Source organism: Candidatus Melainabacteria bacterium RIFOXYA2_FULL_32_9, from assembly GCA_001784615.1.
Lineage (GTDB): Bacteria > Cyanobacteriota > Vampirovibrionia > Gastranaerophilales > UBA9579 > UBA9579.
In genome coordinates, this window is record MFRQ01000045.1 from 1 (window position 1) to 11,868 (window position 11,868).

An 11,868-nucleotide genomic window follows, 5' to 3' on the forward strand; every position below is an offset into this window, starting at 1 on the left:
TATTTTCTATACTTTGTGCTTATAATCTAATACAGAAGCTAAATTTGCCTATTTAGCAACTCAAGTTTAATACTTTGTAAAATTAACTGAGAGGAGTTTGTTTCTGGAGGAGCCTCCGCAGGATGCATAGCATCCGAGGACAGCGAGGGAAGAAATTAACTCCTCATCATAATTTATTTAACAGAGTATTAGTAAATTTAAATCATCAATTATTCCAGTAATACTATTATCATTCTGAAAAATAATCTCAAGGAGGTTATAGTCATTGTGAGCCATTTAACATGACAACTTGTTTTAATTATTCTTGCGAAACAATCTCAAAGTATTGATAGTGGTAGTGTATAGAGTGGGCTGAAGTTCACACTGAAAATTTATGCAAATAGCCACTTGAATAGTATAATTTGTAGTATATTTTAAACTTGTAAAAGAATTAATAGGATAAATATGACTAAAATAGCAATAATAGGTGGAGGACCGGGTGGTTTTATGGCTGCAATAGTAGCAGCTGAGAATAAAGCTGGTAATTTAAATATTGATATATTAGAAAAAGGTGAAGTTCTAAAAACGCTTCTCTGGACAGGGCATGGTAGATGTAATTTAACAAATGCTACTTATGACTACAAAAAACTTGCTGCAAACTATCCAAGAGGCGAGAAATTTCTATATTCAGTGTTCAATAAGTTTGGTGTTAAAGAAACCATAGATTTTTTTGAGTCACATGGAGCCAAATTATACACTCAAGGAGATGATAGAGTATTTCCAGAATCAAATGATGCTAATGATGTTAGAAATATGCTTATTGAAGAAGCTGAAAAACTCGGAATTAAAATAAAAAACCATACACAAGTTATAAGAATAGAGAGAAATGATAGCAGATTTTTAGTTTATACGGGAGATAAATCCACTGAATATGATAAAATTATTATCTCAACAGGGGGAAATTATAGAAGACCTCCAAATTCAGGTTATGACTTTGCTGAAAATCTTGGTCATAAAGTAACTAAGTTAAAGCCGTCTCTTACAGCTTTTGTAGTGAAGGAAATATGGCCTTCAAGTTTAGCAGGTGTATCTCTAAAGGATGTCAGGATAACAGCATTTTTTGAAAAAAATAAGATTATAAGCTCGGTTGGTGACTTCGTTTTCACTCATAAGGGAATATCAGGTCCTCTGGTTTTTAAAGTTTCCTCTTATTGTGCGTTCTTAGATTACGATGAATGTTCTCCAATTATATTAAAGTTGAATTTTGCACCAAATATGACTAGAGAAGAGTTTGATAAAGACCTTTTAAAAGAATTAGAAGAAAATTCTAAAAAGAGTATAGAGAATATACTTAAAAAATACGCTCCAAAGTCAGTTGTTACAACACTTCTTGGGATAGAACTTATAGATTCGGAGAAAAAAGCAAGCCAGATAACAAGAGAAGATAGGAAAATAATTACCCAATTATTTACAGAAGCAGAATTATCTGTTAAATTCCCTGAACCGGAAGAAGAAATTGTAACAGCAGGCGGAGTTGAGCTTGATGAAGTTAACTCAAAAACAATGGAATCAAAATTTGTAAATAATCTTTATTTCTGTGGAGAGGTTCTAAATATAGACGGATTTACAGGTGGTTTTAACCTTCAAGCCTGCTGGTCAACAGGCTATATTGCAGGATTAAGTGTTGCAAAAGATTAGCAGTTTCTCAAGAGGTTTATTTACAAGCTGCACCATTAAGTCCTCGATTATTTTAGCGGGGACTTAAATTCGTGCGTTAGCACCAAAAAGAAACAAAAACCCAGCAGATATTTACGGCTGTTGAGAACTTGAATCCTTTCTCATAAAGTTCACCGTGCCAAACTCGCCCTTACCCGCCTTTGGCGGGGCGGGCTCAAACAATGGCACTAATAGTTTTAATTGACGTTCTCACATCCGTAAGTCATTATATACTAGCGTTTTTTAGTTTGTGTTTTATATTTATTTTCTTGCAGAGATATATAAATTTTATGCAGAGTTTTAGTAATCTTGCTTATGTTAAATAACAAGCATATTGATGTAACTAAAGTAACCCGTTTATTGGCTAACAATCTATTTGAGAAAAAGGGCTAATTATTATAAAATATAATGGTATTCAGGAACTAAAAGGATAAAAAATGAGTTTAACTTTTCAAGAATTAATACATAAACTTAACGAATATTGGTCAAATTATGGTTGTGTAATACAACAGCCTTATGATATAGAAAAAGGCGCAAGTACTATGAATCCGGCTACATTTTTAAGAGTACTTGGCCCTGAGCCATGGAACGTTGCAATGGTGGAGCCCTGTAGACGTCCAACCGATGGTCGTTACGGGGAAAATCCAAATAGGCTTCAGCACTATTTTCAGTATCAGGTTATATTAAAACCATCACCTGAAGATGCTCAGGGTGTGTATTTAAGAAGTCTTGAATATCTAGGAATTGATCTTAGCAAGCATGATATAAGATTTGTTGAAGATAACTGGGAATCTCCAACTCTTGGAGCCTGGGGTGTAGGCTGGGAATTCTGGCTTGATGGCATGGAAGTTACTCAGTTTACATACTTTCAGCAAGCTGGAGGTATTGATGTAAAGCCTGTAGCACTTGAGCTTACTTATGGACTTGAGCGTATTGCTATGTATTTACAAAATGTTGACAGTGTTTTCGATGTTCAATGGAATGATACATTAAAATATGGCGATATTTATCATCAAAATGAGGTTGAACAATCAGAATATAACTTTGAAGTAGCAACTCCTGAAATACTATTCCAGCTGTTTGATCTATATAATAAAGAAGCAAACAACAATTTAGAAGCCAAATTAGTTCTCCCTTCTTATGATTATGTTTTAAAATGCTCACATTCTTTTAATCTCCTTGATGCAAGAGGCGTTATAAGTAAAGATGAAAGAACTAATTACATAAATAGAATTAGAAGAATGGCAGAAGGTGTAGCTAAGCTTTATGTAGCTCAAAGAGAAGAAATGGGCTATCCACTTCTTAAGAAAACCAAGACATTAGCATAATCATCTTTCTTTGACATACAAGAATCATTGATTATTGGTTTGTGCTTCTGACAGGCAATCTTATTCCAAAAAATTTAATCTTAAGTGAGCAAGAAAAAGTTTTATGCATAAAATTATAGTTGAAAAGTCATCCCGGGCTTGACCCGGGATCTAACCTGTTTATAAACTTAGCGCGAATATTAAATAGATGCCGAAACAAGTTTGGCATGACATCCATTAAGAATTTTTCCTTACTCTTTACTTGATATAAAACAGAGTTGCTGATAAAAATTGCAGTAGTTTATAAATTTCCTGATAGTTATTAGATTCAAATTTTACTGTTGATGCAGATATTCTCTCAATATTCGGCAATAATTCAATAATATCTGCCAATTTTCTATCTCTAAAGTCTAATTCTATTACATATGAAGGATTTTTCTTATATAAAGCCCAATTCTGATGATTTTTTACAGCTTCATAAGCTGCTGATTTCAATTCTTGAAATAATGCTTCATTAGATTTACATTTTGCCGCCGTAGTTGATATTGCGGTTTTAGTGGAAACTGTCTTTATATTGCCTAAAACATCTTTAGCTTCATTGCAAGTTGCATCATCTCCTGTGACTAAGGCTACAGGGATATCTAGATGTCCTGCATATATTGCATTTAACTCAATTTCTCCCACCAGATTTCCATTTAGTTTAATATAATTAAAAATTGTAGAAAAAGTATGAGCTAAAACTCCTTTTTTAGAACCGGCTTTTGCATGGTAACCGGTAAAGAATACACAGGAATAGGATTCATCTAAATTTGATAACATTGAAACAGGTTTAGGTTTACCGCTTATCAGCTCTATTTTAGGGCTAAGTTTTGATATATGAAGATTTTCCATTGTGCCATGAGCATCATTTATGGTAATTTTATCAACTTGAGCTTCTAGTAAACCTTCAACTATCCGGTTTAATTCTTCATGTTGTTGTTTTAACGCCAAAAAATATGATTCCCCACCAGAAACCTCGGTCTGATGAGGATAAACAACATTATTCACTCCTTCAATGTCGGCAGAAATATATATATTAATCATTTATATTTAAACCTCAAGAAAGAGCCTTGTACCTACAATGTTAGGCTTTCCATTGTAGTAACCGGCAAAAAATCCGCCGTGTACAGGTGTATTTTTTCCGTAAGTATTTTGTGTTTGGTCATCTGATTTAAGAAAATGACTGGAAGTAAAGGGATTATAAGATTGATTTGTTTTAACAGGAGTTATAGCTTTTGTTTGGACTGGTTGAAATACTCTGTTAACAAAACTCGCAATATTATTTAGAACCATATTTGCCTACCTTCAAAAATCAACGACAGCGATATTTAGATATAATTTTAATTTTAAAAATCTTAATGTCATGTTTTTTATAATTTATTATTCAATTATATCTGATAAACTTAATAAAAATTAATAGTAAGCCTAAAATTTCATCCTTATGTCGTAGAAATTTTAAGCTTATACAAATAAAAATTATTTAGAAGTAAGAACCTGCTTGGTTAAAAATCTGAATCAAATTATTGTTTTAAATGTCATCAAAGGAACTTAAGGCAGATTCTTTATTTTTATGTATTTGTAATGCATTATCCAGGAATACATAAGATAAAGCTTCATTAACTGATGTTCTTACATTACAAAGTTTAAATGAACCATTATATTCGGTACAAACTTTAAAACCCGAAATCAAAGTGTTAATTCCTTTAGAAGTAATGTTAAATACATTCTTCATGTCAATTATGATATTGTTGTAACCGGAGTTTATAAGTGTTAAGAGTTCTTTTTCAAGCTCCTGGGCTACATAATCTCTATGTAGATTGTTAACCTCTATGGAAACAATCTTTCTTTCCTTATCTTCAATGTTGGAAACAATTTCCATATTGTTGCCGTGTCTTTGGCCTTCAAGCAATCTGATATGTCTAAGAATATTCTTGTGCCATTCAGGGGTTTTTTCTATAAATTCATTGGCACCTTTTATGAAGCACTCACTAATTAATTTTTTATCATCAGTTCCTGAAATTACGATAATTTTCGTACTATCCTGCTTTGTTTTTTCTGCAGCATTGAAGGTTTCTAACAATGTTAAACCATGCTCAGGTTCTGGCATAAATAGATCTAGCAACACATATTGATAATGACGTTTTTTATACTGATCTTGTGCTTCTTCAAAATTTCTTGCTATGTAAACATTGTATCCGGACTTTGTTAGAAGAAGACTTAACTGATAAATGGATAATTCAAGATCATCAATTATCAGTACAGAAGGAATATGAGTTAAGTCTACTTCACTTTTTGCACATTGAGACAGGGATAATTTTTTCTCAAGTTCAATAAGTGCACGAGTTACGGTGCTTGTATCCTGATTTACTGAAGTGTCTACGCCTGCAAGCTGAAGTAATTTTTCCAGTTGTTCTTTATTTAAATTTATATTTTTATCTTCCATCTTCTTAATTCCATATTTAAAGTGTTTATATAATTAATTATTTTATTACATATAGTGATATTTATCTATATTAAAAATAGTTGAGTAACCTGAATTGCTAGATCAATAAAAAGCTTGATATAACTGAATTAAAATTCTCAAAAATTATATAGATTTGGTAAAGGGTTTTACCCTTTACCCACTTTTAGGGTGGCAGGAGTGGGTTTTTGAGAATTTTGGCTAAAATTAATTAGCAATTCAAGTTGAGTAGGCTTTTGGGTTATTTAAGAACTGATTTAAAAGCAGACAGGGTTTTAAAGTGTTTATGAGTGGCTTTTATGTTAAAGTATAAAAGGAAATAAATTTATAAAAGTGAAACTAAATATGATTAAAAAGACGATATTGCCTAATGGAATAAGAGTAATAACTGAATATATGCCAGAAGCTTACTCTTCAACAGTAATGGTATGGATAGATGTAGGCTCCGGGATAGAAAAAATCGAATTAAATGGCATATGTCATTTCATAGAGCATATGGTTTTTAAAGGAACACAAAACAGGACCTCTGAACATATAGTCCAGGCAATTGAGTGTACAGGCGGAAGTATAAATGCTTTTACAGAGAAAGAGACAACTTGCTATTATGCTAAAGTATTAAGTAATCAGGTTTCTGTTGCCTTAGATGTCCTTCTTGATATGGTTTTTAATTCTGTTTATGATGGTAAAAATGTTGAGTTAGAAAGGCAAGTTATATTAGAAGAAATCAAAATGTATGAGGATACACCTGATGAGCTTGTGCATGATCTTCTAATCAGGTCTTTTTGGAAGGGACATCCTTTATCTCAACCTATTACAGGAATAAAAGAAAGTATTTCAGGAATTACAAGGGACGATATTATTGATTTTGTTGATAAATATTATGTTCCTAATAATATAATTGTTTCTATAGCTGGTAATTTTGATGAAGATACTATTATGAATCAATTAAATGAAATTATTTGCCAGCATAAAGAAGCTATAAAAACTCCAGAATTACCAATTCCAACAGTTAATTCTGAGGTTAAGATTTGCGAAAAAGAAATAGAACAGTCCCATATTTGTTTTGGCTTAAAAGGAATTTCAATTTTAGATCAGGATCGTTATACTTCAGCCATTATAGATGTTTGTTTGGGTGGTGGCATGGCATCAAGGTTGTTTCAGGAAATAAGGGAGAAAAGAGGTCTCGTATATTCAATAAATACTTATGAGGCTTTATACCGTTCTTCTGGTATATTTGGGGTATATGCCTGTGCCAGTCCTGTAAATGTGGATGAGGTGATAAAACTGACTCTGGATGAATTTGAAAAAGTAAGAGAATCAGGACTCTCAAATAATGAATTTGAGCAGGCAAAGCTTCAACTCAAAGGAAGTTTGCTAATTGGATCAGAATCAACTAAATATAGAGCGAGTAAAAACGGTAGAGCAGAGCTGTATTTCAATAAAGTATTAACGATTGAAGAAATTTGTGATTCGATTGATAAAGTAACTCAGGATGATATTCAAAGACTCAGTAAACATATGCTTGATACCAAATATCTTGGGTTATCGTTGGTATGTCCTTATGAATTTGCGCCTAAGGAGTTGAGTCTGTCTTGTTAGTGAGGTTTAGGATGGTATATTCTCTCCGTTACTGTGCCTGTTAGACAGGCAAGGTTCCTCCGAGAACACACCCTCCTGCAACAATCATCATTATTTTTATGTCAGAGTATTACTAGGGGAGAAATATAGGAATTAAAATATGGAATCTAATATAAAATTAAAAGTTAGAAGACTTGAACATAATATAAGTTTACCTGAATATGCGACTCAGGGTTCAGCTGGGATGGATTTAACTGCTGCAATATCTGAACCTGTAGAATTTAAACCTTTTGAAAGAAAACTTATTCCAACGGGAATAATTATTGAGCTTCCTCATGGTTTTGAAGCCCAAATTAGACCAAGGTCAGGACTTTCTATTAAGCATGGGATGACCCTGGTTAATTGCGTTGGAACTATAGATGAGGACTATAGAGGTGAAGTGTGTGTGCCGATGATAAATCTTTCTCAGGAAACATACACGATTCAGCCGGGAGACAGAATTGCTCAAATGATAATAGCTCCTGTTCAAAAGGCAGATATTATAGAAATTGAAGAGCTAACAGCGACAGCAAGGTCATCGGGTGGGTTTGGCTCAACTGGCAGGTAATAAATCCTTCTATTATCATTCTGAAAGCAATGAAGGATCTCAAGATAAAATAAATAATGATGATAAAAAGAAAAGAAACTAAAAAAATCAGGATAGGCAATATAGAGATAGGTGGAGATGCTCCTATTTCTGTTCAATCTATGTGTAATACTGACACTAGAGATGTTAGAGCTACTATTGATCAGATAAATAGGCTAACTGAAGCCGGATGTGAACTTGTTCGTGTTGCAGTTTTAAACAAAGAAGCTGCTGAAGCAATTGGTAACATCAAAAAAGAGATAAGAATTCCTCTTATTGCTGATATTCATTTTGATTATAGGCTTGCAATTGAGTCTATAAATCAAGGGATCGATGCATTAAGACTAAATCCTGGTAATATAGGCAAACAAGAGTATGTAGAGCAAGTTATAAAACTCGCTAAAGCTAGAGAAATTCCTATTAGAATAGGAGTTAATTCTGGTTCACTAGAAAAAGATCTTTCTCATAATCCTGATGATATTGCTGATAGTCTTGTTATTAGTGCTATGAGACACATTAAAATACTTGAAGATCTTGATTTTGATTTAATGAAAATTTCTCTAAAATCCAGTAGTGTTCCTACAATGATAGAAGCTTACGAAAAAATTGCTTCTCTTGTTCCTTATCCACTACACCTTGGTGTTACGGAAGCTGGAACACTTAAAACAGGCCTTGTAAAATCGTCTATTGGGATAGGAACTCTTTTAGCTAAAGGTATGGGAGATACAATCAGAATTTCTCTGACTGACGATCCTATAGAAGAGGTCTATGCTGGGTATGAAATTCTGAAAGCTCTAAACTTAAGGCAAAGAGGAATTAATCTAATAAGCTGTCCAACCTGTGGCAGATGTCAGATTGATCTTATTAATCTGGCTAAAAAGGTAGAAGGAAAGTTCAGAAATATTGAAACTCCAATAACAATAGCAGTAATGGGTTGTGCCGTTAATGGTCCCGGTGAAGCTAAAGCAGCAGACATCGGCATTGCTGGCGGCATAGGTGAAGGATTTATCTTCAAAAAAGGTGAAATCATAAAAAAAGTTCCTGAATCAGAATTATTAACTGCTTTTGAGGAAGAATTAAATTTGTACATAACTCAAGTTGCTACTTAAATAATCGTGTGTGTCGCGAGGTGCTTCGCGCTGTCATTGCGAGCCATAAATCGTGACTTTAAGAAATAATCATACTTGCGTGGCAATCTATAAGCAAAAATTTATATAGCCAGCAACTTGAGTTTATACATGACAAAAATAAATTAAGCACTCCATTTAAACATTCGCTATAATAATTAATATAAATAAGTTAAAGAGTTATTTGATGAAAAATTGTCATAAAAAACTCAAAATAATAGTTTTATTGATAGCAGTAGTGTTAGTTTCTGCTTGCAAATTCCCTGACAATGTTCTTGATTGGCGCAATATTTCAGGATATAAGCTTGATAAATTAAAATTTGGGACAACTACAGTTGATGATTTCATTAAGTTAATACCTGATGCTAAACCAGAAAGTATCGATAAAAATATTATTATAATTAACACAGAGCCTACTAGTAACGAGGTTTATAAAAGAATAAGAGTTGGATTTAGAGATAAAAAACTGGATTGGATTGATTTTGGTATTGTTAATAAAATTGAAATGTCTAAAATAATTGACTTATATGGTAAACCACGTAATATTAATTCAAATTACAGTAAAACCTTAGATTATTATGATTATGATTTCTTTAATATTGCTACTGATAAGAAGCATACTTCTGCAAAAAGTATAAATATTTTCGATATTCCTGATTTAAAAAATCATAAATTAACCGTTATAAATGGGATTCCTTCATTAAAAGATTTAGGAAAGACAAATTTTCTTAATTTAAAGCCCGGAATTACTCTAGAAATAGACTTTCAAGCTAAATATCCTGATTTAGAAGCTTTTAAAAAGGATAAGTTTGATAAAATTTCTATTTATACTCTCGATAATGAGCTTGGAAAAGCTAAAACTTACTATAAAAAAGTGGTAGTTGTTTTTAATAGTGGCTTACTTAGCTGGATAAATCTGGTTCCACAAAGTTTAACTTTGCAAGAGGCCCTTAAGTTATACGGATCTAATTATAAAATAGAGCCCATGAACTCGAAATATGTTTTTTATAACTATACAGATTTTGTTTTGCTGGTGGATAAAGCACAAAAGAAAGTTAAAAATATAGGAATTGTTTCAGCTAAGAATTAATAAAATGACAGAATAAACAATAAGTATGCTCTATTTATGTGACTATAGCTAACATTAAAACTTGTCGAGACAATATTATATTTATGATATCATTAGCATTGCAAATGGTATTAACTATATTTGAAGAGGTTTTTCACCTATGAAAATGTCAACTTTATTTGTAACTACTTTAAGAGAAAATCCTGCAGATGCAGAAGTGGTAAGTCATCAATTATTAGTAAGATCTGGATATATAAGAAGACTGACAAGTGGTGTTTATTCATTTTTACCGTTGATGTGGAGAGTCTTAAAAAAGATTGAGGATATAGTCAGGGAAGAAATGGATAAATCAGGAGCTCAGGAACTGCTTCTGCCAATTTTACAGCCGGAAGAATTGTGGAGAGAATCCGGAAGATGGGAAGCCTATGGAAAAGAACTAATGAGATTAAAAGATAGGCATGAAAGAGTTCTTGCTCTAGGGCCAACCCATGAGGAAATTATTACGGCTCTTGCAAGAGATGAAATTAAGTCCTATAGACAACTTCCTGTTAATTTATATCAGATTCAAAGCAAGTTTAGAGATGAAATTAGACCACGCTTTGGTCTTTTAAGAGGCAGAGAATTCATAATGAAAGATGCTTACAGTTTTGATGCCAGTGAAGCTGGTCTTGATGAATCATATAATAAAATGATAGAAGCATATACAAGAATATTCCTCAGATGTGGTCTTGAAACAAGAATGGTGCAAAGTGACAGCGGGGCAATTGGAGGAAACGTCAGTCACGAATTTATGGTTTTAACCAGAACTGAAAGTGGCGAAAATGATGTTTTATACTGTGATAGTTGTGATTATGCAGCAAATTCAAACAGAGCAGAATCAAGATTACTCCCGGCAGAGACTAATGGTGGATTTGCTGAGTCAAAAGAAGTTGATACTCCAAATGTTAGAACTATAGAAGAATTATCGCAATTCTTCAATGTTCCTCAATCAACAATATGTAAAACCTTGGTTTATATAGTTGATGACCAACCAGTTCTTGCTCTGATAAGGGGAGATCTGGCTGTAGAAGAAACTAAATTGAAAAATGCTCTTGAGGGCAATGACATTAGAATTGCAAGTGATGAAGAAGTTAAGGAATTAACAAGAAAATTCGGATTTGATGTTGCTTCAGGATTTATAGGCCCAAATGGTATTGATGTTAAAGTAATTGGCGATTGCAGTATTACTGATCTTAAAAATTTCATAGTTGGCATAAATAAAACAGATAAGCATCTTGTTGGAGCAAATTGGGATCAGGACGTTAATTTAACAAAGGTTATCGCTGATACCCGTCTTGCTCAAGCTGGAGAGTTATGTCCAAAATGTGATGGCAAGCTTGAAATAACAAAAGGTATTGAAGTAGGTAACATATTTAAACTTGGAACCAAATACTCTGAAAAAATGAATGCTACTTTTACTGATGAAAATGGTAGAGAAAAACCTTTCATAATGGGTTGCTATGGAATTGGTGTTTCAAGAACAGCAGCAGCTGCTATCGAGAGATATCATGATGAAAACGGTATACAATGGCCAATGGCTATAGCCCCTTATCAAGTTGCTATAGTTCCTGTTAATGTCCAGGATAACTTACAGTGGGAAGTGGCTAATGATTTTTATAACGAGCTAAATAAAAATAAAATAGAGGTTGTTCTCGATGATAGAGGTGAAAGAGCTGGAGTTAAGTTTAAAGATGCTGACTTAATAGGTTTTCCTATTAGAATAACTGTTGGAAAAACTATTAATGAAGGTTTAGTAGAGATAAAAGTTCGATCAACCGGTGAACAAATTAAAATTGCTAAAGAAGAAGTTGTAGAAAAAGTTATAAGCTTAATTAAAGCTGAATTAGAATAGATAACCTAAAAATTTAACTAGTAGTGTGATTCATTAAATCAATAGAACAAACATCTAGTCCTTACGTCTTGAAGAA

At 32.8% G+C, this 11,868-nt stretch carries 10 protein-coding genes; 7 read left to right on the forward strand and 3 right to left on the reverse strand.

Annotated features, from left to right (window positions below; genetic code table 11):
- The first annotated feature begins 444 nt into the window (after positions 1-444).
- Together A2255_09915 and A2255_09920 are read left to right on the forward strand one after the other, a co-directional pair.
- Positions 445-1,677 carry a hypothetical protein gene (locus tag A2255_09915; GenBank protein ID OGI21991.1) on the forward strand — a complete coding sequence of 411 codons (1,233 nt, stop codon included), beginning with the start codon at positions 445-447 and terminating at the stop codon, positions 1,675-1,677.
- 455 nt (positions 1,678-2,132) lie between these two features.
- Entirely contained in the window at positions 2,133-3,023 is an 891-nt protein-coding gene (locus tag A2255_09920; protein OGI21992.1) for a glycine--tRNA ligase subunit alpha, read from the forward strand.
- A gap of 237 nt (positions 3,024-3,260) precedes the next feature.
- Here A2255_09920 and A2255_09925 read toward each other — a convergent pair whose 3' ends face one another.
- From A2255_09925 to A2255_09935, 3 genes are all read right to left on the reverse strand, one after another.
- Positions 3,261-4,085, reverse strand: coding sequence for a hypothetical protein (locus A2255_09925; GenBank protein OGI21993.1), 825 nt, complete (start codon positions 4,083-4,085; stop codon positions 3,261-3,263).
- Between the two features lie 6 nt (positions 4,086-4,091).
- On the reverse strand, positions 4,092-4,334 hold the full coding sequence (locus A2255_09930) for a hypothetical protein (protein OGI21994.1): 243 nt from the start codon (positions 4,332-4,334) through the stop codon (positions 4,092-4,094).
- Positions 4,335-4,569: 235 nt separating this feature from the next.
- A complete protein-coding gene (locus A2255_09935) occupies positions 4,570-5,484 on the reverse strand; it encodes a hypothetical protein (GenBank protein OGI21995.1) in 915 nt (304 codons plus the stop codon).
- 363 nt (positions 5,485-5,847) lie between these two features.
- Here A2255_09935 and A2255_09940 point away from each other — a divergent pair, with 363 nt between their 5' ends.
- From A2255_09940 to A2255_09960, 5 genes are all read left to right on the forward strand, one after another.
- Positions 5,848-7,101 carry a hypothetical protein gene (locus A2255_09940; GenBank protein ID OGI21996.1) on the forward strand — a complete coding sequence of 418 codons (1,254 nt, stop codon included), beginning with the start codon at positions 5,848-5,850 and terminating at the stop codon, positions 7,099-7,101.
- Positions 7,102-7,252: 151 nt separating this feature from the next.
- The gene (locus A2255_09945; GenBank protein ID OGI21999.1) at positions 7,253-7,687 is read left to right on the forward strand and encodes a deoxyuridine 5'-triphosphate nucleotidohydrolase; all 435 of its coding nucleotides are present in this window, start codon (positions 7,253-7,255) and stop codon (positions 7,685-7,687) included.
- Between the two features lie 59 nt (positions 7,688-7,746).
- The gene (locus tag A2255_09950; GenBank protein ID OGI22000.1) at positions 7,747-8,814 is read left to right on the forward strand and encodes a 4-hydroxy-3-methylbut-2-en-1-yl diphosphate synthase; all 1,068 of its coding nucleotides are present in this window, start codon (positions 7,747-7,749) and stop codon (positions 8,812-8,814) included.
- Positions 8,815-9,019: 205 nt separating this feature from the next.
- Positions 9,020-9,922 carry a hypothetical protein gene (locus A2255_09955; GenBank protein ID OGI21997.1) on the forward strand — a complete coding sequence of 301 codons (903 nt, stop codon included), beginning with the start codon at positions 9,020-9,022 and terminating at the stop codon, positions 9,920-9,922.
- A gap of 139 nt (positions 9,923-10,061) precedes the next feature.
- A complete protein-coding gene (locus A2255_09960) occupies positions 10,062-11,792 on the forward strand; it encodes a proline--tRNA ligase (GenBank protein ID OGI21998.1) in 1,731 nt (576 codons plus the stop codon).
- The last annotated feature ends 76 nt before the right edge of the window (positions 11,793-11,868 follow it).

Coding starts and splice junctions, on each gene's coding strand:
- A2255_09935 (OGI21995.1), bottom strand. CDS start 5,484: ATGGAAGATAAAAATATAAATTTAAATAAAGAACAACTGGAAAAATTA.
- A2255_09960 (OGI21998.1), top strand. CDS start 10,062: ATGAAAATGTCAACTTTATTTGTAACTACTTTAAGAGAAAATCCTGCA.
- A2255_09915 (OGI21991.1), top strand. CDS start 445: ATGACTAAAATAGCAATAATAGGTGGAGGACCGGGTGGTTTTATGGCT.
- A2255_09955 (OGI21997.1), top strand. CDS start 9,020: ATGAAAAATTGTCATAAAAAACTCAAAATAATAGTTTTATTGATAGCA.
- A2255_09920 (OGI21992.1), top strand. CDS start 2,133: ATGAGTTTAACTTTTCAAGAATTAATACATAAACTTAACGAATATTGG.
- A2255_09925 (OGI21993.1), bottom strand. CDS start 4,085: ATGATTAATATATATATTTCTGCCGACATTGAAGGAGTGAATAATGTT.
- A2255_09950 (OGI22000.1), top strand. CDS start 7,747: ATGATAAAAAGAAAAGAAACTAAAAAAATCAGGATAGGCAATATAGAG.
- A2255_09930 (OGI21994.1), bottom strand. CDS start 4,334: ATGGTTCTAAATAATATTGCGAGTTTTGTTAACAGAGTATTTCAACCA.
- A2255_09940 (OGI21996.1), top strand. CDS start 5,848: ATGATTAAAAAGACGATATTGCCTAATGGAATAAGAGTAATAACTGAA.